Origin of the sequence: Aminipila sp. (assembly GCF_032051575.1) — a bacterium.
Lineage (GTDB): Bacteria > Bacillota > Clostridia > Peptostreptococcales > Anaerovoracaceae > Aminipila.
Genome location: NZ_DAMBYD010000009.1, coordinates 55,939 through 80,521, shown reverse-complemented (window position 1 = coordinate 80,521; position 24,583 = coordinate 55,939). Strand labels below are relative to the sequence as shown.

26 protein-coding genes and 1 riboswitch are annotated in these 24,583 nt (G+C 33.1%); of the genes, 5 read left to right on the top strand and 21 right to left on the bottom strand.

Annotated features, from left to right (window positions below; genetic code table 11):
- Window positions 1–25: 25 nt before the first annotated feature.
- The 3 genes from RTW14_RS13155 to RTW14_RS13145 all read left to right on the top strand — a co-directional run bounded on the left by RTW14_RS13155 (window position 26) and on the right by RTW14_RS13145 (window position 2,587).
- Window positions 26–355: an ArsR/SmtB family transcription factor gene (locus RTW14_RS13155; protein WP_312652134.1), complete on the top strand. Its 330-nt coding sequence runs from the start codon at window positions 26–28 to the stop codon at window positions 353–355.
- 262 nt (window positions 356–617) lie between these two features.
- Window positions 618–1,463, top strand: coding sequence for a copper amine oxidase N-terminal domain-containing protein (locus tag RTW14_RS13150; RefSeq protein WP_312652132.1), 846 nt, complete (start codon window positions 618–620; stop codon window positions 1,461–1,463).
- Between the two features lie 221 nt (window positions 1,464–1,684).
- Window positions 1,685–1,769, top strand: a riboswitch (cyclic di-GMP riboswitch).
- Between the two features lie 11 nt (window positions 1,770–1,780).
- Window positions 1,781–2,587, top strand: coding sequence for a copper amine oxidase N-terminal domain-containing protein (locus tag RTW14_RS13145; protein ID WP_312652130.1), 807 nt, complete (start codon window positions 1,781–1,783; stop codon window positions 2,585–2,587).
- 68 nt (window positions 2,588–2,655) lie between these two features.
- On the opposite strand, the gene RTW14_RS13140 is transcribed toward RTW14_RS13145, so the two are convergent.
- The 7 genes from RTW14_RS13140 to RTW14_RS13110 all read right to left on the bottom strand — a co-directional run bounded on the left by RTW14_RS13140 (window position 2,656) and on the right by RTW14_RS13110 (window position 8,507).
- Window positions 2,656–3,123 (bottom strand): HD domain-containing protein, encoded by a 468-nt coding sequence (locus RTW14_RS13140; RefSeq protein ID WP_312652128.1) that lies wholly within the window; start codon window positions 3,121–3,123, stop codon window positions 2,656–2,658.
- A gap of 101 nt (window positions 3,124–3,224) precedes the next feature.
- Window positions 3,225–4,169 carry a hypothetical protein gene (locus tag RTW14_RS13135; RefSeq protein WP_312652126.1) on the bottom strand — a complete coding sequence of 315 codons (945 nt, stop codon included), beginning with the start codon at window positions 4,167–4,169 and terminating at the stop codon, window positions 3,225–3,227.
- A 244-nt stretch (window positions 4,170–4,413) separates the two neighbouring features.
- Window positions 4,414–4,893 carry a 23S rRNA (pseudouridine(1915)-N(3))-methyltransferase RlmH gene (rlmH, locus tag RTW14_RS13130; protein ID WP_312652124.1) on the bottom strand — a complete coding sequence of 160 codons (480 nt, stop codon included), beginning with the start codon at window positions 4,891–4,893 and terminating at the stop codon, window positions 4,414–4,416.
- Window positions 4,894–4,895: 2 nt separating this feature from the next.
- Window positions 4,896–5,693, bottom strand: a complete 798-nt coding sequence (locus tag RTW14_RS13125) for an MBL fold metallo-hydrolase (RefSeq protein WP_312652122.1) — start codon at window positions 5,691–5,693, stop codon at window positions 4,896–4,898.
- Window positions 5,694–5,708: 15 nt separating this feature from the next.
- Window positions 5,709–6,437, bottom strand: a complete 729-nt coding sequence (gene yycI / locus RTW14_RS13120) for a two-component system regulatory protein YycI (RefSeq protein WP_312652120.1) — start codon at window positions 6,435–6,437, stop codon at window positions 5,709–5,711.
- A gap of 17 nt (window positions 6,438–6,454) precedes the next feature.
- Window positions 6,455–7,945, bottom strand: a complete 1,491-nt coding sequence (gene yycH, locus RTW14_RS13115) for a two-component system activity regulator YycH (RefSeq protein WP_312652118.1) — start codon at window positions 7,943–7,945, stop codon at window positions 6,455–6,457.
- Window positions 7,946–7,973: 28 nt separating this feature from the next.
- Window positions 7,974–8,507, bottom strand: coding sequence for a hypothetical protein (locus RTW14_RS13110; RefSeq protein ID WP_312652116.1), 534 nt, complete (start codon window positions 8,505–8,507; stop codon window positions 7,974–7,976).
- 221 nt (window positions 8,508–8,728) lie between these two features.
- On the opposite strand from RTW14_RS13110, the gene RTW14_RS13105 reads away from it, so the two are divergent.
- Window positions 8,729–9,280, top strand: a complete 552-nt coding sequence (locus tag RTW14_RS13105) for a ribonuclease H family protein (protein WP_312652114.1) — start codon at window positions 8,729–8,731, stop codon at window positions 9,278–9,280.
- Here RTW14_RS13105 and RTW14_RS13100 read toward each other — a convergent pair.
- Window positions 9,264–10,406: an aminotransferase class V-fold PLP-dependent enzyme gene (locus RTW14_RS13100; RefSeq protein ID WP_312652112.1), complete on the bottom strand. Its 1,143-nt coding sequence runs from the start codon at window positions 10,404–10,406 to the stop codon at window positions 9,264–9,266. The two genes, RTW14_RS13105 and RTW14_RS13100, sit on opposite strands and share 17 nt — an antisense overlap.
- 212 nt (window positions 10,407–10,618) lie before the next feature.
- On the opposite strand from RTW14_RS13100, the gene RTW14_RS13095 reads away from it, so the two are divergent.
- Complete coding sequence (locus tag RTW14_RS13095; protein ID WP_312652110.1) at window positions 10,619–12,220, top strand: ATP-binding response regulator; 1,602 nt, start codon at window positions 10,619–10,621, stop codon at window positions 12,218–12,220.
- 19 nt (window positions 12,221–12,239) lie between these two features.
- On the opposite strand, the gene RTW14_RS13090 is transcribed toward RTW14_RS13095, so the two are convergent.
- From RTW14_RS13090 to RTW14_RS13030, 13 genes are all read right to left on the bottom strand, one after another.
- The gene (locus RTW14_RS13090) at window positions 12,240–12,962 is read right to left on the bottom strand and encodes a DNA alkylation repair protein (RefSeq protein ID WP_312652108.1); all 723 of its coding nucleotides are present in this window, start codon (window positions 12,960–12,962) and stop codon (window positions 12,240–12,242) included.
- 53 nt (window positions 12,963–13,015) lie between these two features.
- The gene (locus RTW14_RS13085) at window positions 13,016–14,188 is read right to left on the bottom strand and encodes a DUF362 domain-containing protein (RefSeq protein WP_312652106.1); all 1,173 of its coding nucleotides are present in this window, start codon (window positions 14,186–14,188) and stop codon (window positions 13,016–13,018) included.
- A gap of 11 nt (window positions 14,189–14,199) precedes the next feature.
- Window positions 14,200–14,679, bottom strand: a complete 480-nt coding sequence (locus RTW14_RS13080) for a methylated-DNA--[protein]-cysteine S-methyltransferase (RefSeq protein ID WP_331654450.1) — start codon at window positions 14,677–14,679, stop codon at window positions 14,200–14,202.
- On the bottom strand, window positions 14,676–15,191 hold the full coding sequence (locus RTW14_RS13075; RefSeq protein WP_312652104.1) for a SprT-like domain-containing protein: 516 nt from the start codon (window positions 15,189–15,191) through the stop codon (window positions 14,676–14,678). The genes RTW14_RS13080 and RTW14_RS13075 overlap by 4 nt, the downstream gene beginning before the upstream one ends.
- A 62-nt stretch (window positions 15,192–15,253) precedes the next feature.
- On the bottom strand, window positions 15,254–15,634 hold the full coding sequence (locus tag RTW14_RS13070; protein ID WP_312652102.1) for a GntR family transcriptional regulator: 381 nt from the start codon (window positions 15,632–15,634) through the stop codon (window positions 15,254–15,256).
- 17 nt (window positions 15,635–15,651) lie between these two features.
- Window positions 15,652–16,020, bottom strand: coding sequence for a GntR family transcriptional regulator (locus RTW14_RS13065; protein ID WP_312652100.1), 369 nt, complete (start codon window positions 16,018–16,020; stop codon window positions 15,652–15,654).
- Window positions 16,021–17,806: 1,786 nt separating this feature from the next.
- Entirely contained in the window at window positions 17,807–19,018 is a 1,212-nt protein-coding gene (locus tag RTW14_RS13060) for an ABC transporter permease (RefSeq protein WP_312652097.1), read from the bottom strand.
- Entirely contained in the window at window positions 19,009–19,776 is a 768-nt protein-coding gene (locus RTW14_RS13055; RefSeq protein WP_312652095.1) for an ABC transporter ATP-binding protein, read from the bottom strand. Before RTW14_RS13055 ends, RTW14_RS13060 begins: the two co-directional genes overlap by 10 nt.
- A gap of 18 nt (window positions 19,777–19,794) precedes the next feature.
- Window positions 19,795–20,904: an efflux RND transporter periplasmic adaptor subunit gene (locus tag RTW14_RS13050; RefSeq protein ID WP_312652093.1), complete on the bottom strand. Its 1,110-nt coding sequence runs from the start codon at window positions 20,902–20,904 to the stop codon at window positions 19,795–19,797.
- A gap of 460 nt (window positions 20,905–21,364) precedes the next feature.
- Complete coding sequence (locus RTW14_RS13045) at window positions 21,365–21,652, bottom strand: DUF1294 domain-containing protein (protein ID WP_312652091.1); 288 nt, start codon at window positions 21,650–21,652, stop codon at window positions 21,365–21,367.
- 117 nt (window positions 21,653–21,769) lie between these two features.
- On the bottom strand, window positions 21,770–22,684 hold the full coding sequence (locus RTW14_RS13040) for a ParB/RepB/Spo0J family partition protein (RefSeq protein ID WP_312652089.1): 915 nt from the start codon (window positions 22,682–22,684) through the stop codon (window positions 21,770–21,772).
- Window positions 22,684–23,457, bottom strand: coding sequence for a ParA family protein (locus tag RTW14_RS13035; protein ID WP_312652087.1), 774 nt, complete (start codon window positions 23,455–23,457; stop codon window positions 22,684–22,686). Before RTW14_RS13035 ends, RTW14_RS13040 begins: the two co-directional genes overlap by 1 nt.
- Before the next feature lie 299 nt (window positions 23,458–23,756).
- Window positions 23,757–24,557, bottom strand: a complete 801-nt coding sequence (locus RTW14_RS13030; protein WP_312652085.1) for a ParB/RepB/Spo0J family partition protein — start codon at window positions 24,555–24,557, stop codon at window positions 23,757–23,759.
- Window positions 24,558–24,583 lie beyond the last annotated feature (26 nt).

Genomic DNA, 24,583 nt, shown 5'->3' with positions numbered 1-24,583 from the left:
TAGACAATACACAAGGAGAATTATTATGAGATTAAGAAAAGAATCAGATGATATGCAGGAAGAAGAAATATTATTGGTCGCTCAGGTTTCTGACGCATTAGCCCATCCTGCCAGAATAAAAATATACCAGTACATCATGCAGTGCAACAAGGATCGTGTTCCGGTTTGTAACAAAGATGTTGTAGCTGCTTTTAATTATTCTCAAGCAACAATTTCGCAGCACATAAAGAAATTGATACAGGCAGAACTTGTTCAGGCTCAGAGTAAAGACAAGTATTCTTATTATTTCGCAAATATAGGCATTCTTATGAAATATCTAAATGCAACTAAAAAGTTCAGTACTTTCCAAGCTTAATGATTATATAGCGGGGTACCAGACATGACAAATAAATCACTCTTACGAACACTATCTACAACTGTTTTTATTTGTCTTTATTGTTGTTACTTAAAATTGTATGCTGACTGTAAATTATTATTAATAAATATTTAATATATATGTAATATGCTAAATATTGGTTTTTCCCCAATATTATGTTATACTATTCAGCATTAAGGAATAAAGTGGCAGGGCCTAAACATATTGTGCAGGGTAACCTAGCTAATGGAAGGAGATTATTATGAAAAAATTATGTTTTGTCATGATTTTTGCTCTAGTGCTTTCTTCAAGCGCATTTGCTTTTGCAGCAACAGCAAAAACTGACAATGGAAAAACTACTCAAAAAGAATCAACTCAAACAACTCAGTCTGCAATTCAGACAACTTCAGGTGCAGTTAAGACTACATCAAGCGCTGTTGATACAACTTCAAGTGCAGTAAAAGCTACACCAAGCGCTGTTGATACAAAAGAAAAGACAAAGCTTACTGTTGCTGAGAAAAAAGAACTTATTTTAAAGAAGTATACTGCGGACGAGCTTTCATCCGTAAAGAGTGCTGGAGACGCTATTAAAAAGGCAGACTCTACAGTAAAAGTTCTTGATGTTAACAGTATTGTTTCTGATACTAAAGAATTTAAGTTTGATACACCACCAGTTATTAAAGGCAGCAGAACTTTAATTCCTGTAAGAGCTATTACAGAAGGCTTAGGTGCAAAGGTTGCTTATGATCAGGCAACAAAGAAAGTTACTATCACAAAAGATGGAACTACAATTGAATTAACACTTGGCAGCAATGTTGCTGTTGTAAACGGTAAACAGGTTACTCTTGATACAAGTGCTAATACAATGAACAATAGAACTTATGTACCAATGAGATTCATCATGGAAACATTTAATTTAAAAGTTTCCTATGAAAATGACGGAACTATTCAGGTAGAAGATGCAGCTGCAACAACTACTACAGTTCCTGCAATTCAGACTACAACTAGTGCAGTTCAGACAACTTCAGCTGCAGTTAAAACTACATCAAGTGCAGTTGAAACAACTTCTGGTGCAGTTAAAACTACATCAAGCGCAATTCAGAAATAAACGAATAACGAATAAAAGGTGTTGCCTAAAATTGGACAACACCTTTATTTTTTTTCTTTAATATTTTTTGTAGGTTTGCTTTAGTTTTAGCCTTTATTTTAGCATCTTGTACAGACAGAACTTATTCAGACCCAAAGAAAAGATAAATATTCTTTTTTCGACAAAATTCGCTAAAATATTGGTTTTTTTCTTTTTCGTGATATAATTACTAAAATTATTTTCAACGATAACGGCAAACCTTTTGAAAATTAGGGGCGCAAAGCAACAGGGCCTAAACACATAGTGCATGGCAGCCTTGCTACCGAAAGGAGATTTTTATGAAAAAATTATGTTTTGCCTTGGTTTTCGCTTTAGTGGTTTCTTCCACTGCTTTTGCTTTTGCAACTTCTGCAAAAAACCAAAATGGAAAAAATGTTAACGCTCAAAAAGACTCAAAGCAGACTGTTCAGACTACAGAGAGTAAGACTGATAAGCAAAAAGAACAAAACTCTGACGCTGCGGTTCACACAAAAGAGAAGGAAAAACTTACTCTTAGTGAGAAAAAACAACTTGTATTAAAGAAATATACTTCAGATGAGCTTTCAGCTGTTACAACAGCTGGTAAGGCGATTAAAGAAGCTGACTCAACAGTAACAGTTCTTGATGTTAACAGCATTGTATCTTCGACAAAAGAGTTTAAATTCGATACTCCACCAGTTATTAAAGGTAGCAGAACTTTAATCCCTGTAAGAGCAATTACAGAAGGTTTAGGGGCACAGGTTGCTTATGATCAGGCAACAAAAGAAGTTACTATCACAAAAGATGGAACTACAATACAGTTAACTCTTGGCAGTAACGTTGCTCTAGTAAATGGAAAAGAAGTTACTCTTGACACCAAAGCTAATACAATGAGTAACAGAACTTACGTACCAATGAGATTTATCATGGAAACATTTAAATTGAAGGTTACATATAATGATGGAACTATAGAAGTAGAAGAACCTGCAGAAGAAACAACTTCAGGTTCAGCAATTCAAACTACAACTAGTGCCATTGAGACCACTACAAGCGCGGTTGAGACTACAACAAGTGCAGTTCAAGCTACTACTAGCGCTGTTGAAACAACTACAAGTGCTATTCAGTAGCTTTAAAGGAAATAAAAAAGGTGTTACCTCTTTTGGGGATAACACCTTTTTTTAATGTCAGGGTCAATTTACTTTTTACTTAATAACTGTTCTAATCTGGCCTGTTGTTCTGGTCTAGCCATCTTATATCCATATTGATAAAAATCTAAAACATCTGCATCTTTAACAATTTCCTCAATAGGGCTCCCCACTTCGCTCTTATTGCTGTGATTTTTAACAGCTAGTGATAGAATCCCGATTTCATCTTCTGTAAAAAGATTAGTTTTTTTAAGAAATTCCTGTACAGGCAGATATCCTGCTTCTGCATGATCAGCCTGCTTCCCTGTTATGATTCTTCCATAATCATGTATTGCACATGCGGAAGCTGCGAGTATGGGCTCTACCCCTCTCTCTTCTGCCATCAAGTATCCAAGCTTTGCACAGCTTGATATATGTACACGTTCCCAATCAATAAAATGATCCCTCTCAGAAACAAGTTTTTCATATTTGTCAATTTCCTTTAATAATGCGCTTTGCAATTGTAATAATTTATGCATAATACTTCCTCCCTCCAAAATAAACTGTATTATTTTATTAATACAGTAATACATCATAGGTTAACGAATTGTAATTGTTATAGGCGTTAGTAATGCAAAAATTAATCTAAGCGTGTCATTTCATGCATAAGATTGGAATTTTTATAAGTGGAAATAATCGTTGAGCCACTTGCAACCAACATCAAAATGTATCCAATTACTAAATCTCCAATGAAAGCCCCTCTAAAACTTGCTTCCTCTTGTAATAAACTTGGAATCAATCGAAATGCATCAAAGAAAGTAATAGCATATTCCTTTTTAAATTCATTAAATATTTCAAGAGCTACAGCAATATTTTCTGCAAAGTAGAGCATTGCAATTGCGACTACCAAAGAAATAATTACACCTACAATATTTAATTTGCCCCCAAATTTTTCATACCCCTTCATAGAGCAAACTGCCATTACCAGCCCAGCGATTCCTGCTATGTAACCAAGTTGATATACGATTACCCAAAGCACAACTCCAATTAACGAACCAAGCAATGATCCTACGATGCCTGCAATAACATTGCTTTTTCTTTGGTTGTTTTCAAGTTGAGCCATTGATAAATCTGCCTGTGCTTTTTCAAAACAATCGTTGCACATAGTTGCATATTGACTGTTGATGCTAAACATGCTCAAATTTGTCTGACTGCCACAGTATTTACAACAGCTTACCATACCATTAGTTCTGCAATAGCGGGTAACAGCATCCAGCACCTCACGTATATTTTGCAAATTATTCTTCATTTTAAATTTTACACTTATAGAAATTGTGTTGTCATCAAAACTAGCAAATTTGACATAAGGTTTTGTCTGAGACAGTGATAGCAAATATTGAGAAATAGCTTGTTCTTGCTCAGGTGATTCCATACCAATGTTCATTGTAATAATAAACAGTTTTTGTTGGGCGGCATTCTTGATTATTGTATCATATCCATGATATTTACCGTATGCCAATAACCTTTTACTATTATACGTCAGACCTACCTCTTGTGCGAAAGTTTTTAAATTTTTTAGTGACATGAAACATCCTCCAATATATATTTTTTATAATAACTATGGTCTGAACTTTTAAATACAATATTAAGACCAAAAACTTATTTTACCAAGTTATTCCATATTGTGCAAGTATTTTTAGTGACATTTTTTTATCAGGAAACAACTTCTTACTGAAACGGTGCATCCGCTGGGGGGATAGAACAGAAAAAGGGATACCATTTTTTTGAAAATGGTATCCCTTATCCATACACTATATGTTATATGAAAGTTACTTGTGGTAGCTTTCATTCTTAATGATCTTAAACGCTCGATAAACTTGTTCCAATAAAAATACCCGCATCATTTGATGTGGAAAAGTCATAGCAGAAAATGAAAGTTTAAAATCTGATCTTTGGCTAACTTCCTCTGATAAGCCCAGAGAACCGCCTATAACAAATACCAGATCACTTTTTCCGTCTAACCCTAGCTGATTTATTTTATCCGCCAGCTTTTCAGAACTTAGCTGATTGCCCTTAATCTCCAACGTTATAACATAAGAATCTTTCTTTATCCTTTTTAATATGTTTTTGCCTTCTGCAACCTTAACCGCCTCTTCTTCCGCCGTTGAGGCATTGTCAGGCAGTCGTTCCTCCTTTAATTCGTCTATTACCAATGTACAATATTTGGACAATCTTTTACTGTATTCCTCTATTGCACTCACCCAGTACTTTTCTTTTAATTTACCTATACAAACAATTGTAATGTTCATTTTTATACCTTATAAATCATACTGATTTCATCCTTCATCATAGTATTTAGCTGAAGCTGTTTTCCTAAATAATGTTCTGATTCCTCTAATACATTTTTTATAGTTTGATATGCCATCTCAGGGAAATTATTTTCTCTGCTTAAATGAGCAAGTAACACTCTTCTAGGCTTGCTATAGCATTCGTCTAATAATCTGCATAAACAATTTCCTGCCGCAACATTCGATAAATGGCCCTTATTTCCCAAAATTCTTTGCTTAACGTTCCAAGGATATCTTCCTACCTTTAGCATATTCTCGTCATGGTTTGCTTCCAATGCTAAAAGGTCCGCCTGCTTCATTTCTGTAAATATTTCTTCTGTTATGTATCCTGTATCTGTGACAATACTTATCTGCTTTCCCTCTGCAAAAAAGGAAAAGCCTACAGGTTCTACTGCATCATGAGATATATGAAAAGGTTTTACTTGTATATCTCCAATAGAAAAAATCTCTCCTGTAATAAAAATCTCCCGCTGTGTCTCAGGAACATTTCCTTCAATCTGTGTCCATGTTCCTGCGTTGGCATAAGTTTTAACCTCTGGCAGTTTTTTTGATATAACACGAAGACTTTTAACATGGTCTATATGTTCATGGGTTACAAGTACACCCTTAACCTGCTCTTCCGGGGTTTCCGTTGCACTAAGCCCTTCAATTATTTTTTTCCCACTTATTCCCACGTCTATCAGTAAGGCTGTATTGTTACTTCTTATCAAGTAACAATTCCCACTGCTTCCACTAGAGAACGAACAAAAACTAAATGCCATCTATATATTTTCCTTTCATGCTTTATATGCATCAATATATTTCGTCTTACCACCATTATATGTAATCTCCCATGCCGGGAAAGCTGTATCCGATACAAGTGATTCTCCATTAAATCCCGAATCATTTATCCAGAATACCAATTCCATCTTTTCTACATGAATTGCTTCTTCAGAATCTTTTTCACTCATAAACATTAATAATGCTTCTTCAGGTGATGTAACTTTTATTTTTTTCTTACTTTTTGGTGTTGGTGTTAATAGCTGCCTTGTAGCATCTTTTATTTTTCCATGAAGAAAAGTCACGGCCATAAAACTATCCCCTATGGCAATGTTTTTATAACAATTTTTATATCGCACCACCGTAGACTTTCCTTCTGTCACCACCTGGTCAAAAACAAGATTATCATTAAATAACTGGCAGTCTTTTAAAAACTGATTCGCAGTTTTATGGTAAGCTTCCATTTTAGAATCTGCTGATATATTATATATATCACGCTTCAAATTTTTTTCAATGAGGTCCTGCTTATCATTATTATACTCAATAGTAATAGCCGGCATATTTTCATATTTATCAGGTATTTCTGTATTCACAAAAATATTTTTTGCCTCAAGCACAGCAAATAAAACGTCTTTATCCACTATCTTATGATCTGTTTCATTCTTCGTAAGATAGGTAAATAAAAGAAATATATTTGTTGCTATCAAAGCTACTATTAAAATGTTTTTTGCTTTAGACCAATCCATTATTACCTCATCCCCTGTTAATATTTCTTAGCATAGCCTTCAGGCTGACCGTCATACAAATCAAAATACAAAAGAATATCATTCACTTCCACAACCCACACCGGAACTAACTGTAACTTTTTTGCTGTATTTGCGCTATCATCAGCTGACACCTCAACTGCAGGTTTTAAGTACCCTGTATACAGGTTGTCAATTTTATTTGCAATATCTTCAAAAGAAATATCCTTTGCTTCTTCTTTGTCAATCAAACCGGCCTTCGTTAAAGCCTCTTTCATATACTCATAATTCATTGTCAGCATATTTATAGCAGAGATGCCCTCTTTATTTGACTTCCTCTGAACTTGATTTTCATCAAAGTTTATAAATTCTCTTCTGAAATAAGATACCTGGCCATCTACTACCTCTATTATAATGGGCATCTTCTCTTCATAAAACAATTTATTTTTTCCAACCATAAAACTGAATACAAATCGATAACTATTTTTCTCATCGCCTATAGGCGATGCACTTTCTAAATAAGGCTTTATTTCTTGTCCTGCAATTGTTCTAAACCCTTTATGAGCCCCCACAAAATCCAACGCAGTATCAAGGGCTTCAAACATAGAGTTCTGCTCTGGATTATCGTTTTTTACTTCCTCTTTATACTCAATGGAACCGTCATTTGGATTGATAATTAAGACCTTTTGTCCATATCCATACATATATATGGTTGTTCCATTTGCCTCCTCTACCTTTCTTACAAAATCAAAGGTCTCTCCAAAATAAGTCTGTGCCATGGCACTATTATTTTCGTTTTCACCTATCTCACTCTCTTTTTTATACTCAGCCGGCATGATAGCTGGCGGCAACTCAAAAGGAACCAGTGTATCATTGGTACTTTCTTCACCCAGAACCGTTTTTAATGGGTAATATGTAGTAGCCTCCTGCTGCGCAAAGATGGTATCCAGTTTACTGAAAATATCCAAAGGTCTGTTGCCTACTATTCCATAATATTTTTTCTTATTTCCATCAAAAATAAATGCACTTTCTTTACTGCCCTTAGAGAACCCAATCTCTGTCATGTTGCTGATACTGTCATACCCCTGAAACTTCTTTATTTTATACTTTTCACAAAATCCAGCAAAAGGTATGTTATATTGAAATTTTGCAACAATAGAAGGATACTTCATAACTTCCTTATATTGCTGTTCTGTTATTTCGACAACTGCAATGTTCGTGCCTTTCGAAAAATTTTTAAATGTATTTAATACTTCATTAGTCCAAAGTTCTTCCTTTTCTTCAAACGCAACCGTATAATCTTCATTTCCTTTTCCTAAAATGATTTGATCTGGCAGGATTACTTCATCGCAACTTAAGACTTCATAGGTCTCATCGTTGTCATTAAAGATAAAATCCTCAAGACTCTCGCTTCCCCACAAAAAATATAATAGTAGTATCGTTGTAAAAACCAATACTACTAGCAATATATTTTTAAATTTTTCAATTCTATCTACTTGTAATTTTTCCATTTTTTATCTCATTCCCAAGTTTCACTTGCTAATTAAAAATAGATTTAATTAAATTTTGTAAAAATGCCCCGGTTCCTGATTGGGAATCAAAAAGCTTACTTTCTTCTGATGATTTACTCTTTATAGTAACATAGCTCCGGCTTGAGTAAACAACCTTATTCTGATATATGGTTTCTACTTTAATTAAATATAAGCCAGGATTAATATTTTCTAGTTTCTTTGTATAAAAGCTTAACTTATTTGCAGATGAAAAATTTTCAGCTGAACCTACAGGCTTATAACCTATGGTACCTGAAAAGGTTCCGTCCAAAATAGCTTTCATATCACTTTCTCCCAACGCTGTTTCAACATCTCCAACAGTTTTTTTCACTTCATACGCAGATACTCTTATGGTTTTCGGTGCTGTTATTTTAACGGAAATAAGGAGATTACTTGATGTAATAGAACTGTAACTCACTGGATTTACGATGGTAACATCTTGATCAGCTGCTGCAAAAGATACAGTTAGACTGCTGAATACCAAGGTTAATATTAAAATAAATGTACGTATACACTTCTTCAAAGTTTTGTCTCCTCCTTTCCCATAATTTTGCTATTTGTCCTATATGAATTTGTGCCACAAACTGGCATAGGGCATAAAATTCACCAATTTACTTCCAATAGTATACATTACTATTGTTACAACCGTGTTACAACCGTTTTAAGATGCTTTTACATTTGCAAAATTACTGCTTTTATTGCATAATAATATTATCCTAAAAATCAAGAGGAGTAACTTAACAAATGAAAATTTTAAAGATTTATACCGATGGTGCTTGTTCTGGAAATCAGAGTGAAAATAACATAGGCGGCTGGGGTTCAGTTCTAGAATATGGTGAACATCAAAAAGAGCTATACGGTGGACAGGTTAACACCACCAATAACCGTATGGAAATGATGGCTTTAATTGAAGCCCTGAATGCGGTAAAAAAGGATAACCAAACCATTGAAGTTTTTTCTGATAGCTCCTATCTAATGAACTGTTTTAGAGAGAAATGGTATGAAGGATGGCTAAAAAATAATTGGGTGAATTCAAGTAAAAAGCCTGTTGAAAATCGTGACCTTTGGGAAAGGTTACTATTCCTTATTGAAGGCCACAATATCTCTTTTTACAGAGTAAAGGGCCATGTAAATTTGAATAGTAAAACTACAAATTTTAATGCCCTTTACGAAAAATTTATTCAAATGAATGGTGCTGGATTTTCTTTCGAAGATTTTAAATATATCACCGAAATGAACAACAAAGTTGACGCTCTTGCCAATAAAGGAATTGACCAAATCAGAGAGTCCTTGTAATTCTATTAACTGCCTCAATGGCAGTTTTTATTTGTGCTTTTGTATTGAAAGGTCCCACACTAAGTCTAAGGGCTCCTGTTTCCCAGGTTCCAATAGTCTTATGTGCCAGCCCTGCACAATGAAATCCAGCCCTTCCTGCGATTCCGTATATTTCACTGAGCTCATCTGCTACTTGCTCGCAACTCTTTCCCCTTATATTAAAAGTTACTATTCCTGCTTTTTTTGCGCAGTCCTCTACTCCATAAACTGTTACATTTTGCATGTTTCTGAGACTTTCATCCAGCATCCTTGTAAGGCCTTCTTCATACTCATGAATCGATTTAATGCCATTTTCAAGTAACATTTCGACGGAACATCCGAGCCCTACTATTCCTGGCGCATTTACAGTTCCCGCTTCATACCCTTCAGGCATTTCTTTAGGTTGTATTCTATCTTTAGAGGAAGTCCCCGTGCCTCCAAGCAAAAGAGGTTCTAACTCCAATCCATCTCTCACATAGAGAAACCCCGTGCCCATTGGACCCAGTAGACCTTTATGGCCAGGTAGTGCCAATAAATCGATGTTCATTTCAACAACATTGATTGGTATACATCCACCTGACTGCGCGCCGTCTACCATAAACAATAAGTTATTTCTATGTGCAAGCTCGCCAATTTCTCTTATAGGCATAATCGTTCCAGTTACATTTGATGCATGAGTACAAATAATCATACAAGTATTTTCTTTTATAGCTGCTTTTATATCTCTTAAATTTATACTGCCTGTTCTGTCACATTTCACAATAGTATGCTCTACACCTTTTGATTCCAGCATTTTTAAAGGTCTAAGAACAGAATTATGTTCCATAGAAGTTGTTATAACATGGTCACCCTGCTTAAGCAGCCCTTGAATGCCTTGGTTTAAAGCTCCTGTTGTATTAATAGTAAAAATAATTCTTCCAGGATTTGCAATATTAAATAATTTAGCCAGATTTTTTCTTGCTTTATAAACTTCCTCCCCGGTTTTCATGGACATATAATGCCCAGAGCGTCCGGGATTACCACAATACTCCGCCATACATTTATACATGCACTCAAGCATAGCTTTTGGTTTAGGAAAAGACGTTGCACCATTATCCAAATAAATCATATTTTCTCTCCATACATACACTTTTTAAGTTGTTTTAGGAAGCAAACTGCTCCCTATATGTAATATATGGTTTTTGTTCCAATTATGTTCCTATATCAATGATTTAGTGCCTCGGTAAAATGTGACATATTATCTTATTAATCACTTTACTCATGTACTGGCATAGGTGTATAATTATGTCCATATAAAGAAAAGGAAAGAGAGGGATTATAATGAGTCAATATGATAAAAATCAAATGAAATTACACCAGCTAGATCTTGCATTAAGTAATCTTTACACTCTGGTAATATCAGCAAACTATACTCAGAATATCTATTCCGTATTAGCATCAAAGGTCCCGGACCTTCCGATTTCTGAAAGTTGTACAAATTTTATAAAATTTGCCTCTAATTACTTTAATTCCTGTCATCCGGAGGACCTACAAAACTACCCTCTTATTTGTGACTTTGATTCACTTATTGAGCATCTTCAAAATAATAAGGGTGTATATAATTTTGAAGTAAGATTTGAAGTGCTGCCTTCTGTTTACAATTGGTTTGAAGGTACTTACTTTATAGTTGACAATTCAGAAAATGATGATTTAATTTTACTACTTCTTTTTAAAGATATAAATGATAAGAAAGTTATTGAAGAAAACCTTAGAGATGCCTTTAAAGCAACAGAAATTGCTGCGAAAGCTAAAACTGGTTTTTTATCAAGAATGTCCCAAGATTTTCGTACACCGATTAACCTTATTGTAAGTATGATTGATATAGCTAAGAAAAATATAGAAGATAAAGAAAAAGTTATGGATTGCCTGATAAAAATGGATATTTCTTCAAGATATTTATTTCAGATGATTGATAACGTTCTAGATATGTCACAAATTGAAGCTGGAAAGTTCAATATAGATAACCGCCCATTTAGCATTATTAATACACTTGAAGAAATTAAGCACACTTATGAAGAACAAGCCATCTCTAAAGATATTATTTTTGACGTTCTTATACATAATCATGGTCTGAACAATGTTATAGGCGACGCTTTTCGATTAAAACAAATCGTAAAAAGTTTAATTTCTAATTCATTTAGATATGTACCAACCAAAGGTAATGTTACTGTTGAACTGCTTTTAAATAAGGTTCTATACAACAGAGCATTTTTTAGTATTATTGTAGAAAATGACGGACCGCCTCTTGATGAATCTCAAATTGAAAGATTATTTTTTCCTTTTGAAACAGGTAACATGTCCACGCAGATATATTCATCAAAAGGTCTTGGCTTGGGCCTTTCAATTTGTAAAAATACGGTAGAACTTCTTGGCGGTACGATTACAGCTTCAAATAAGCCCTGTGATTCTGGCGTTAAATTTGAAGTTGAAATTGCTTTTGAACTTGATGAAAATAATGTGCCTAATAATATTGAACAATTATCCGATGCTGCCTTTATCAGATTTCCTAAAACACATATTTTGGTTGCAGAAGATGACCCGGAAAATTTTGAAATCATAAAAGCCTTACTTGAAAACCGGAATATAACTGTAGATTTAGCTATAAACGGCATTGAGGCAATAAAAGCTTTCGAGAATTCTGATCCAGGTTATTATAATGTAATCTTAATGAACATTGACTTGCCACTAATGTCGGGCATCGATGCTGCAAGCGCAATTCGTAACAGTTTCCACGAAAACGGCTCTACTATTCCGATTATAGCCATGACCGTAGATGTCTTAGAGCAAAATATCATGCTTGCATTGCAGGCAGGGATGAATGATCACATACTAAAGCCTATTGATGTTAATCGATTGTTCTTAACTCTGAATAATTATATTTAATAACTTAAAAAGCTGTTCCTTAATTGTGAACAGCTTTTTTCCTTTTTAGTTGATTTAAATAGTCCTTGTCTTCTTTAGATACCCTATAAGATTCTCTGATTTTTTGAATAGCCTTATTGAATGTAAAATCATCCATCTTGTTATGTTCTTTTTCAAAAAACTTCCCTGTTACTTCTGGATATTTTACAAAGCAGACGGAAATAGCCCAGGCCACTGCCATTTTTACATAATACCCCTCGTGATTAATATTTTCCAACAAGTCTAAGTTTGTTTCAATATGTTCTTCATCTATAAAATAGTCCATTAACATGACAACACCGAAGCGTATATAAAATTCGCGGTTATCCTTTAAATAGGGTTGAATAAATTGCCACACTAGTTCTTTATTCTTTTGTGTGAACTTTAGACCGGCACAAAATGAATCACAGACAGCCCAGTTATTAATCTTAGGTATAAAGGCTTCAACATATTTTAATTTTTCTTCTGCAGATTCTTTAATATATCCAATTGTTAATCCCCACAACATGATTTCTTCATAATAAATATTTTCAAAATCTGTACCATTAACCTCTTGAAAATATTCATCATAATCTACCTTAGCTATGCCTTTAGCCAGCTCTTTTAATGCTGCCATTCTTACACCTATAGCATTCTTAACTCCTGGTATAATTTTGTCATTAAACTTTTTATAGCTTTCTTCTGCCTGCTGCTCCAATAAAATTTTTACCTCTGTCCTATTCATTTACTACCCCTTTCTATTTTCTTACCTAACGCAATTAACCCTAAACGCAATTATCATAATTTCCAGTTTCTATCCATAAGTTTTGCCACAAAAGGTACTTTTACATCGATAGCTTTTTGTGGACACATTTCTTGGCAACAGTAACACCTTATGCACAGCCTGTAATCATATTGTGGATAACCCCTAAGTTTTATCGCCTTTTTTTCCAAGGGACAACTATTTACACAGATTCCACATTTTACGCATTTTTCCTTAATTATAAATGGTTTTTTCTGTAATAAAGGCTGTAAGGGCTGTAATAGTCTAATCTGAGTTTTTTTATCCGTTCCTCTATATACATCATATCTCTTGTTTCCATATTTTTCAGCAGCTTCCTGTGCTGTTATGTTCCCCTGTGTTGTGACTATTTCAATTTCTTCGCTTCTCATGGTGCCTACACCGTATTCATTTCCATACCGGTTAGTAGGAACAAGCTCTGGTTTTAAATCTATCAGATTGCAAAAAACTGCATCAAGTGCAATAGGGTCTTTTGCCATTAATATTAATCTCATTTCAATAGGAGTTCCTGATTGTGGTCCATTTCCTTCCATGGCTAAAATACCATCCATAATATGAAGTCTTGGTTTTATAAAATTATTCAAATCTGCAATCATTCTTGCAAAGCTGTCCGCATCAGTGTATTTCGCATGAAATGCTCCCTTATTTATTCCATAAACAGCTCCAAACATATTTTTTGCTGCTCCTGTTATTCTTTCCAGTTGATGAGTTTTCATCTTGCAAACATTTACAATTGCATCACATTCTAAAATCCCATTACTTATAACAAAATTCTGCTCCGTTATTCCTTGTTCAAACTTAACTTCTTTACCCACGCTAAAATCTGCTGGAATGATATTCAACTCTTCTGCAGGCTCTTTAATCCCACATCCAGCTGCAACTCTTGAGACTCCTCCTATAGGATTGCCTGGAGAATCTCCATAATATAAATTTTTATACCCATGCTCCCTTAAATACTTTCCTACCGCACTAAATACTGCAGGATGTGTCGTCACTGCTTTTTCAGGTGAAGACTTAGACAACAAATTCGGTTTTATGAGAATCTTTTCTTCTTTCTTAAAAAATACCTCTATACCGCCAAGCAGTTCTATTCCATCCTGAATAGCCTGATCAACATTCTTTTCACTATAATCCTCACAAACTAGCAACGCAACTTTACTTTTCTCCATAGCTTATTTCCTTATCTTCTATTTATTTTAATACCCTCAATCTCTAGCAGCTTTATTTTTTTATCTATGCCGCCACCATATCCTACCAGATTTCCGCTGGCTCCAATTACTCTATGGCACGGTATAAATATAGGAATTGGATTTTTATTATTGGCAAGCCCTACTGCTCTGGCACCTTTTGGGCACCCAATCTGCTTGGCAATGTCTCCATAACTTACAGTTTTTCCGTAGGGAATCTGCTGAAGAGCAAGCCAGTCTTTTTTTTGAAATTCTGTGCCACTTGGATTTAATTGAAGCTCAAATACTTCTCGGCTTCCCTGCAAATATTCCTCAAGTTGTCTAAAAGCTATCTTCAAGATTTTTGTCTCTTGCAAAATAATATTTGCATTTATTTTTTCAGATTCAAATATCAGATTGGTGATTTGTCCATTTTCTTCTGCTATTCCTATTTTCCCTAACACGGTATCATAATAATAAATGTATTTCATCATTTAATCCTTTCCAATTTACCCCCACATCGGCATCTATAGTTTGAAGGATGCTTTACAACATTAGACATCCGTGTCCTTGAAATTCTTGCTCCACAATTTTTACATACCAATACATAGTTTTCTTTTAAAAGCCGCCTTTTAATTTCTGGCTCTTCTATTATTCCTAATTGTTCCGCCGTATCTGTCCGTTTTATATTATAGCCATATGCCTGGTTCATCTTATACGCATATTTTTTCCATGTATCCCCATGATTATCGCATCCAGGACAAGTATGTAAAATCTCATGTGCTAAAGTCTGCTTAATAAAATTTGGTTCGCATTGTAACAGTCTATGCGAAAGTTCGATCTCAAAAGTTTCTGTGAAACCCTTCCTTATTTTTTTACAGCACCCAAACCTGCTTTTAGCTCTTTTATTAATTATAATACTATTATTTACTTTATTTGAAATAGGCAGATTTAATTTTTTAGCCTCTTCTAATACTTCTTTATATAAATCGTTTATATGATTCATCTAAACATTCTCCAACCCTTAATATTTTAAAAAGCCAAAAGTGTGTCACTCCACTCTTGGCTTTATTCCTCTTCCTTAAATGTATAAGGCAAAAAGTCTATTATTTCTTCTTCTGAGTACCCCAGACTCTTCATTTGTTTTATAAAGCCCTCAGTAATACTTTTGGCTTCCTTATATCGAATACTTTCAATAAGAAGCTTATTGGTTGTTACAAATCTGCCTGCAGTTCTTTCCGCATGAAGTAGTTCCTCCCGTTCAAGTTCAGATAATGCCTTTTGCATGGTATTTGGATTTACACCAAATCGTACCGCAAGGTCTCTTACTGAATCTATTTTTGCTCCTGGCTCTAATGATCCGGAAATTATATCATGCTTAATTGTTGCCATCAGCTGCAGATAAATCGGCATGCTCTCATTGAACTGTGCCTCTGCTGTATTTGCCAAAAATCCACCTCACTCTCTTATGCCGTTCCCATTACTCTAGACAATTCAGGTTCTGCAAAAAGTCTTACCAGTTCATCTGGCTGAATTCCCAAATGTTCTAAATTTGAAATAAACTCTTCTGTTACTTTTCTAGCTTCCTTATACCGAATGCTTTTTATGAGCAATTTATTGTCTGTAACATATTTGCCTGCTGTTCTATTAGAACGTAATAGTCCTTCCTCTTCTAAATTAACTAAAGCCCTCTGAATGGTATTTGGATTTACCTTATATTTCTTAGCTAATTCTTTAATAGACTCAATTTTTTGATTAGGCTCTAATATTCCTGAAACAATTTCCTGTCTTATAATTTGCATTATTTTAATATAAGTAGGTAACGTAGTTTCCAATTATATATTCCCCCCTAACCCTTAGTTTTAGGTATTGCTCTTATAATGCAGCTTAATTTTAGCTGTACCATGTCTATAATACAATAATACAGTTATTTTTGTTTGTCAATCCCCCAAAGATTACAATTTGTAGTTTTTTGTAGTGAAACAAGCTTATTGTATTGCTTATATAATACAATAGTACGTAATTTCTTTGCTTATTTTTCCGAAATGTATCTATGTACCATAAAATACTGTGTATATTTGTATTACTTAAATAATACACTATTTTTTATATGCGTTTTAAGAAACCTAGTATTTACAACGTTTATATTTATGTATTTTTTTAAAATTTCTACTTCAATTTTAAAATTTGTTTTTTATTTTGGATTTGACGTTAAAACTGAATTTTACTATTATTTTAGAGTTCACCAGAATTCTGCTTATTAAAATTTTTGATTTAAGCGATTTTTTTATAAAAAATCTGTTATTTGTCTTTTCGTCTTTATCATTTGCTTTCTTTTTTCGACTTTTTACACTAAATACCTTCATACTGTACCATTGTCTTAATACAGACTTATAAACTTTTTCGACTTTTGTTATTAAATTATAGTTTTTCAAGTACCATTGTATTATTCTAGTCATACAATTTTTGTTTTATATTTAGTCAAAAAAGTCCAAATTTCAACATTTATCTTTAATTTACTATGTTTTGTGCAAGAATTTTTTCCGATTATTGAATTTTTTTGTTTTCTTGTGTTTTCGACATTTTAGCTTTTATATGAAATTTAAACAAAACAGCATTTATATAAATTGGCTTAAAATAGCCGATTTAAGGGTTACTTACAGATTATGTAAATATTTTTTATTCGTTTTCTGTTTTCTATTACTACTTTCCATTAATACTTTTATTAAATTCATTAGTTTTTAGATATTTTATGGCAAATTTTGTACTGTTTTAATAATACAATTATACAATTTCTAAGCAATATATCTTTTTGATTATCCCTTAGGTTTTTCCTTTATTTTGAATGCTTTTTAAGCCTTTTAGAGGTATTTTTGTCCATATTTCCTGCTTTTTTGTATGTACTATTGTATGAATTAAATAATACAATTTATATTTTGTGAATGTTCATTTTTAAACATTCTTTCAATTGCCTTATTTCATTTGGTTGAAGTTTATCTCAGATTTTAGCCAAAAAAGTTAGTTTATAATTGTCTTTTAAGCTAAATTATCCTTTTACGCTTCATTTATAGCTATTTTATAAAAAATATGCAAAAACTTAAGTCCAATATTTTTAGTTCACGTGAAAATTTTCAAAATTATTGTTTTAAAGTTCTTTTTTTTGTGGGAAATATATGATTATATATTTCCCACCGTATCAATAAAGCTAACAATAAGAAAGATTGGGTATATAATAATCAATTGCAATTAACTGTAATTATTTTTAATATCAATAAATTTTGTTGTTTGAAGTTAATATTGTTTAAAATTATTCATGTTAGAAAATAATAAAAGAAATAATCAAAAATTTATTTAAACAAAAACTGAAGAATAATTGATATAATTAATTTAATAATTTTTTAATTTACTTATGTTTTTTTCAGGAATTAAAATGCATATTTATTTTGTAAAATAATAAAAAATGTGCTTATTTTGATATTCGTCAATTATAGTAACCGACATTTCCCACATATTAAAAAACGAGGCTTAAACTTGCGTTTTAAGCAAATTTTAAGCCTCGTTGATATGTTATATTAAGTTCTTGTTTTGTTGTGCTTATACCTTGATTTAGTACGTTACTTTTTACTCATATCGCAGCGCCTCAATCGGATCAAGCTTTGCTGCTTTCTTAGCTGGGAATATACCAAAGAAAATTCCAACAAATGCGGAGAAGGCTACTGCTACTATAATTGCAGTAGGATTTATTACTACGCCTACTCCAGCAATAGTCATACCTATTGCAGCAATTCCTACTCCAAGACCTGTTCCAATCATTCCTCCTATAATAGAAAGAATCATCGCTTCTATTAGAAACTGTGTTAGTATATCATTTGTTTGTGCCCCAAGAGACTTACGTATACCGATTTCTCTTGTCCTCTCTGTTACAGATACTAACATAATATTCATAATGCCTATACCACCTACTAAAAGTGATATGGCAGCAATAGCCCCTATGGCTATCGATAAAATACCCAGAACATTATTTATCATTCCCAACTGTGACTCCGCAGTTTCATATCTGTAAAATCCTTCAGGCTCTTTTTTTATTTTGTTCAAATAATTTATAAAGTGTTCTGCCTGTGTAGTTTGATCCATATTTTCATTTGCGTAAATATTAATATATTGTGACCCTTCGCCAGAACCCATTGTTATGGAATACGGCACAAAGCAATAATAGTTAGTAGAGTGATCTAACCCTGCGAAAACAGATTTTTCTTGTTTATACACACCTACAATAGTTAAATCTTTATTTTCTCCAAGAATTGTTACAGGAATTGTTTTCCCAACTACATCCTCTTTATTAAAGAAATATCTTGCCGCTTTATCTTCTATCACAACGACATCTTTACTTGAGGCAACATCACTTTTATTAATTCCTCTGCCATAAATAATTTTATTTTTTATATCAAATTTAAAATAGTCGGCATCAATGCCTGTCATATCAAATTTACCTTTTAATCTTCCAATCTTACTATCACTTGATGCGCTACCATAAGGCGCTATATATTTTATTTCATCAGGAAATCTGGCTTTAAGCGCTTCTATATCTTCCTTGTATATTAAGTCGTTATTGTTTATATAGTCATCAACCATTTCCCAATTAATCATGATATACATGTTGGCACTATATCCTTCGAATTCCTTGCTTACTGCTCCTTTAGCACTATCTCCGATAGACGTTATAGCTATTACTGAGCTTATACCGATAATGATTCCTAGCATGGTTAAGAAGGAACGCATTTTATTTACTCGGATAGCAGACAAAGCCAGCTTAATATTTTCAATTAACAGCATGTTCCCACCTCCTCATTTTTAGTGGGAGCACTATCTCTTGTTTTATATTTTTCCATCTGTTCGCCGTTTTTAGTCAAATGATCACTTATTATCTGACCATCTTTAAAAGTAACTATTCGGTCAGTAAATTCTGCTACATCCGGCTCATGAGTTACTATAATAACGGTATTGCCATTTTCTCTGTTTAGTTTTGTAAAAAGTTCCATAATTTCAATAGAAGAACGTGAATCTAAAGCCCCTGTTGGTTCATCTGCCAAAAGAATCTGTGGATTGTTAGTCAATGCTCTAGCTATTGCTACACGCTGTTTTTGACCTCCTGATAATTCGTTAGGCATATGCTCTGTTCTTGAGCCAAGGCCTACGCTTTCCAAAAGCTCCATAGCTCTTTTTTTTCTTGCGCTAGAACCTATTTTTGCATAAACCATAGGAAGTTCTACATTCTTCAGCGCACTAGTTCTTGAAATAAGATTAAAAGACTGGAATACAAAACCAATCTTTTTATTTCTTATGTACGATAATTCTTTATCACTTTTATCACTAATTGAGATTCCCTCCAGTAAATATTCCCCGCTTGTAGGCCTGTCTAAGCAGCCAAGTATATTCATCAGTGTGGATTTTCCTGATCCTGAAGTTCCCATTATTGCAACAAATTCACCCTTATTAATTGAAAGATTTATACCATTTAAAGCTTGTACTTCAATGCTCCCATTTTTATATGTTTTCATTAAATCACATATGCTAATTACTTCATTACTCATTTTAGTCCCCTACTTTCTCTACATTGCACTTGGGTCTGAAATAGTAACTTCCATTCCACTCTTTAAATCAAAAGTAGGTGATAATACAACCTGATCACCAGATTTTAATTTATCAGAGATTACTTCTATATTAAAATCTCCTTCAATACCAGTCTTCACTTTTATCTTTTTTAATTTATTATTTTTTATAACAAATACATACTCTGTACCGTCATTGGCATCTTGCAAAATAGCATCTACTGGAACTGCTAATGCATTGTCCTTCTTTTGAATTAATATCTCTGCTTTTGCACTAACGCCGGCAATTAATTTTTTATTCGTATTATCAATGTTTATGTCTACCGGAATAACCTTTTCACTAGTTCCACTGGAACCACCAGAGTTATCTTTACTTTCACCTGAAGGTGCTATTTTTGAAACAACGCCCGAAGCAGTTCCTTCACCAAGCACATCAGAAGTAATTGTAACTGTCTGCCCTTCTTTAATTTTGCTTATATCGTATTCACTAACTTTTACTTTTAACTGTAAATTTTGCAAATCCTCAATTACAAACATAGACTTGTTATCTGAAGTATTATTTGCGTTACTTCCAACGGTGACATTTATCCTGGTTACTGTACCAGCTATAGGACTGGTTATGTTTATTTTGTCAAAATCATATGTATCAAGTGTAAGTACATTGGACTCATAAGTTGCTTTTGCCTCTAAATAGTCGTTCTGTGGTAATGCTCCCTGCTCATATAATAACTTTGCATCATCATACTTTCTCTTGGATTCAGCTGCAGTTATTTTAGCTTTAGAATACTGTTCATTTAAATCACCACTATCTAAAACAGCCAGTAATTGTCCTTTATTTACTCTATCACCTTCATCCACATAAACAGCTTTTACTTCCGCAGTTTGTGTAGATTGAATTTCTGCCTTTTCAGAGCCTTCTACATTTCCTTTTACTGCAACAAGTTGCTGTAATGTCATCTGCTCAGCAGCCCCAGCTGTAACTGGAATTCCTACAGGTTTAGATTTTCCTAAATTTTGAGTTAAAGCGCAAACAATAGCAACAACTGCAAAAATTATTATTGGAACTATAATCCATTTCTTTTTTAATTTTTTACCATTTTCTTTTGTCATATAAAATCCCCCTCTTATAATACTCTCTGTATTATACCCCAAAATTTTCCCTAAAGTTATTAATTCTTTCTTAACATTACTTATTTTTACATTTTCACATTGTTTATTTGCGATAAGCAATGTGTGTTCTTTTAATGTTATCTACTCTTATATCGTATTTTTCTATCCAGCTAAAAATTTATCAAATTTTGTAGATAAATTTTCAGAAAATACTTGCAATTCTAAAATTTGATGCTATAATAAAGCCATAACAACTAAAGATACTAAAACTAATATAGAAATCCAATTGTTGGAGTGTTATTACTATTTTAGAAGCTGGTATCGTGAGAAAGGAGTGATTCCACCAGAAATGCTAACTGAACAGAAGTAGCACCGTTTACTTGTAGTTTTTAAGTAATTGTAAACGGTGCTATTTCTATTTTATTTTACATGTTTTATGATAATAGTTTTTTAATCATATTTACAAATAAGTAAGAGTTAAGTAATTATTTGATACTAGTACGTATAATACCCCCCAATTACATAATACAGATAATGGTAGAAGTAATTTAAATTTTGTTTTCTGAGTTTTATGTCTAAAAATATGAGAACCTATTAAACTCCCCAACCCACCCATAAAGAATGCTGTCAATAATAACGTTGCTTCACTTATTCTCCATTTGTTGTGTTCTGCTTTATACTTATCTATACCCATTATAGTAAATGTTATAATGTTCCATATTATATATATCGCCATTACATATTTCATATAATCCTCCATTAAGTTTTACTAATATATTTATCAAAATGTTTCACGTGAAACATTTTGATAACAAACAACAAATCGCATCCACAGTCTACCTATGGATGCGATAATTACTATACCTTACCTTGGATTTCTTAAAAACTCAATTAATCTCTCTAAATCTTCTCTATTATAATACTCGATTTCGATTTTTCCTTTGTTTCCAGAATGCTTTAAGCTAACCTTCGTCCCTAAAGCCTCCTTTAGTTCTTCTTCAACCTTTAAGACATCAGGAGATTTAATCCTTTTTTCAGTCTGTTTCTTGGTTTTCGGTTCACCTATGGTTTTTGCAAGGTTTTCAACTTCTCTAACCGATAATCCTTCTTCAACAGCTTTATCAGCCACAAACACTTGCATATTTTCATCTTCTATTCCTGCTATAGCTCTAGCATGTCCGTTGGTAAGCTTACCCTCTAGCACATATGCTCGTACCTCAAAAGGTAACTTTAGAAGTCGTAAGGCATTAGTGATATATGGTCTACTCTTTCCAACACTCTTTGAAACCTGTTCCTGACTTAATCCAAATTTTTCAATCATCTGCTGTAATGCCTCTGCTTCTTCTATTGGATTAAGGTCTTCCCTCTGCATGTTTTCTATAATAGAAATAACCATATTTTCTTCTTCGGTTAATTCCTTAAGTATACATGGGACTGTTTTTAAATTAGCTTTCCTTGCAGCTCTCCATCTTCTTTCACCTGCAACAATTTCATAACCAATTTCGGATTTTCTCAACACAATAGGTTGAATAACACCATATGTTTCAATTGACGCTGCTAATTCATCAATTTTCTCATCATCAAATCTTTTTCTGGGCTGATTTATATTTGGTTTAATCTCATTTATGTCTAAATACAATATAGAATTAATGTTAGATTTATCGCTTCCATTGTCTTCATTAGACTGATTTCTATTGGATACTTCTGATGCATTAATTTCAACCGCACTAAAAAGTTGTTCTAATCCCCTACCTAAGCCTCTATTTTTTGGTGCTGCCATTATTCTTCTGCCTCCAAGTCTAAAAATTCCTCAGCAAATTCATGATATGCCGCAGCTCCTGCTGATTTAGGATCATATTCAGTAATAGGCATACCATAACTTGGTGCCTCAGCAAGTCTAACATTTCTTGGTATAACCGTAGTATAGACTTTTTCTCTAAAGTATTTCTTAACTTCTTCAACAACTTGAATTGAAAGATTTGTTCTCCCATCAAACATACTTAGGATAACACCCTGTATCTGGAGATTCGGATTTAAGCTCTTTTTTACTAATTCTATTGTGCTCATAAGTTGACTTACACCTTCAAGCGCATAAAATTCACATTGAATAGGAATCAAAACACTATCTACTGCTGTAAGTGAATTAATAGTCAAAAGTCCCAATGATGGAGGACAATCAATAAATATATAGTCATAATTAGATTTAATCTTATCAATTGCCTTTTTAAGTCTCTTTTCTCTACCCTCTAATTGTACTAATTCAATTTCTGCACCTGCAAGTTGAACACTTGCTGGTATAATGTCCATGTTTTCAACGCTTGTATGCATAATTGCTTCTTCTGGAGTAATTGTATCATCAACTAGTATCTCATATGTAGTCCTATCAAGTCCTTTTTTTGAAATTCCCACTCCACTTGTTGTGTTACCCTGTGGATCTATGTCAAGAATAAGTACTTTTTTTCCCTTTAATGCCAAACAAGCTGCCAAATTTATATTTGTGGTAGTTTTACCTACACCGCCCTTTTGGTTAAAAATTGCTATCGTCTTTCCCAATATATTTTCTCCTTTTTAGTTTTATATAGTAAATTGTTGATTACTTAATATTATCCTTTTAATAACCTATTTACTATTATATTATACAATATAATATTTAACCACTACTTTTTACATAATAACACGTAATTTTCACAAAAAAACAAAAAAATGTGGCTTTGCCACTTATCTAAGGTACCCAATGTTTCACGTGAAACATTTTATAAGATAACAAACCAGCTACAATTATATTTAGCAGCTGGTTTATCTATATGTAGTATTTACATTATATTATTTTGTAATTTACATTTTTTGTAATTTTATCCGACTTTATCGCAACTTGCGTTTTTAGGTATTAAAATCTTAATTTCCAGCATATCCCCCAGATCCTGCTGATAATACTTTGCGTTCGCTTCTGCATCTTTAATTTGGTCAAAAGTTTTCTTTATTGAATTTATATATATTTTATAATTAATATATCTTAATTTATGAGCCTTCCGCATTTCCTCCTGCTTTTTACTCAAAATATCTTCTATTAACCTTTCTGTTTGCTTAACATTTAAATTATTAGCAATAACTCTTTCTAAAACCTTTTTTCTTAAGGTTTCATCATCCAATTTTAATAAAGCTCTAGCATGCCGTTCAGTCAACTGGTTATTTATAAGCATTTCTTGTACATCATTAGGTAATGCTAATAGTCTTATCTTATTTGATATAGTAGATTGCTGCTTTCCCACTCTTTTGGATATTTCCACCTGAGAAAGTCCGAAATCGTCCATTAATTTTTTGTATGCAATGGCCTCCTCAAGATAACTCAAGTTTTCTCGCTGAACATTTTCAACCAAAGCAATTAATGCTATGTCCTTAGAGTTTACTTCCCTTATGATGGCAGGAATCTTAGATAATCCAGCCAGCTTTGATGCCCGAAGTCTTCTTTCTCCTGCAATTAAAAAATATTCACCTTCTTTATTCTTACTTACAATAATTGGCTGAAGTATACCATACTCTCTAATGGACTCTGCTAATTCCAAAAGTTCATTCTCATTAAAAACCTTTCTAGGCTGATCTGGATTTAGATTTACTAAATCAATAGATACTTCAATATTTTTTTTATTAAACATAAAATCATCCTCCTGATAATCACATT

Excerpts from the sequence above, each read along its gene's own strand:
- RTW14_RS13080 (WP_331654450.1), bottom strand. The coding sequence starts at position 14,679 with ATGATGAAATACATTTATTATTATGATACCGTGTTAGGGAAAATAGGA.
- RTW14_RS13040 (WP_312652089.1), bottom strand. The coding sequence starts at position 22,684 with ATGGCAGCACCAAAAAATAGAGGCTTAGGTAGGGGATTAGAACAACTT.
- RTW14_RS13150 (WP_312652132.1), top strand. The coding sequence starts at position 618 with ATGAAAAAATTATGTTTTGTCATGATTTTTGCTCTAGTGCTTTCTTCA.
- yycH (WP_312652118.1), bottom strand. The coding sequence starts at position 7,945 with ATGGAAAAATTACAAGTAGATAGAATTGAAAAATTTAAAAATATATTG.
- RTW14_RS13140 (WP_312652128.1), bottom strand. The coding sequence starts at position 3,123 with ATGCATAAATTATTACAATTGCAAAGCGCATTATTAAAGGAAATTGAC.
- RTW14_RS13135 (WP_312652126.1), bottom strand. The coding sequence starts at position 4,169 with ATGTCACTAAAAAATTTAAAAACTTTCGCACAAGAGGTAGGTCTGACG.
- RTW14_RS13045 (WP_312652091.1), bottom strand. The coding sequence starts at position 21,652 with ATGAAATATGTAATGGCGATATATATAATATGGAACATTATAACATTT.
- rlmH (WP_312652124.1), bottom strand. The coding sequence starts at position 4,893 with ATGAACATTACAATTGTTTGTATAGGTAAATTAAAAGAAAAGTACTGG.
- RTW14_RS13125 (WP_312652122.1), bottom strand. The coding sequence starts at position 5,693 with ATGGCATTTAGTTTTTGTTCGTTCTCTAGTGGAAGCAGTGGGAATTGT.
- RTW14_RS13105 (WP_312652114.1), top strand. The coding sequence starts at position 8,729 with ATGAAAATTTTAAAGATTTATACCGATGGTGCTTGTTCTGGAAATCAG.
- RTW14_RS13095 (WP_312652110.1), top strand. The coding sequence starts at position 10,619 with ATGAGTCAATATGATAAAAATCAAATGAAATTACACCAGCTAGATCTT.
- RTW14_RS13075 (WP_312652104.1), bottom strand. The coding sequence starts at position 15,191 with ATGAATCATATAAACGATTTATATAAAGAAGTATTAGAAGAGGCTAAA.
- RTW14_RS13145 (WP_312652130.1), top strand. The coding sequence starts at position 1,781 with ATGAAAAAATTATGTTTTGCCTTGGTTTTCGCTTTAGTGGTTTCTTCC.
- RTW14_RS13100 (WP_312652112.1), bottom strand. The coding sequence starts at position 10,406 with ATGATTTATTTGGATAATGGTGCAACGTCTTTTCCTAAACCAAAAGCT.
- RTW14_RS13090 (WP_312652108.1), bottom strand. The coding sequence starts at position 12,962 with ATGAATAGGACAGAGGTAAAAATTTTATTGGAGCAGCAGGCAGAAGAA.
- RTW14_RS13055 (WP_312652095.1), bottom strand. The coding sequence starts at position 19,776 with ATGAGTAATGAAGTAATTAGCATATGTGATTTAATGAAAACATATAAA.
- yycI (WP_312652120.1), bottom strand. The coding sequence starts at position 6,437 with ATGGATTGGTCTAAAGCAAAAAACATTTTAATAGTAGCTTTGATAGCA.
- RTW14_RS13155 (WP_312652134.1), top strand. The coding sequence starts at position 26 with ATGAGATTAAGAAAAGAATCAGATGATATGCAGGAAGAAGAAATATTA.
- RTW14_RS13050 (WP_312652093.1), bottom strand. The coding sequence starts at position 20,904 with ATGACAAAAGAAAATGGTAAAAAATTAAAAAAGAAATGGATTATAGTT.
- RTW14_RS13030 (WP_312652085.1), bottom strand. The coding sequence starts at position 24,557 with ATGTTTAATAAAAAAAATATTGAAGTATCTATTGATTTAGTAAATCTA.
- RTW14_RS13085 (WP_312652106.1), bottom strand. The coding sequence starts at position 14,188 with ATGGAGAAAAGTAAAGTTGCGTTGCTAGTTTGTGAGGATTATAGTGAA.
- RTW14_RS13060 (WP_312652097.1), bottom strand. The coding sequence starts at position 19,018 with ATGCTGTTAATTGAAAATATTAAGCTGGCTTTGTCTGCTATCCGAGTA.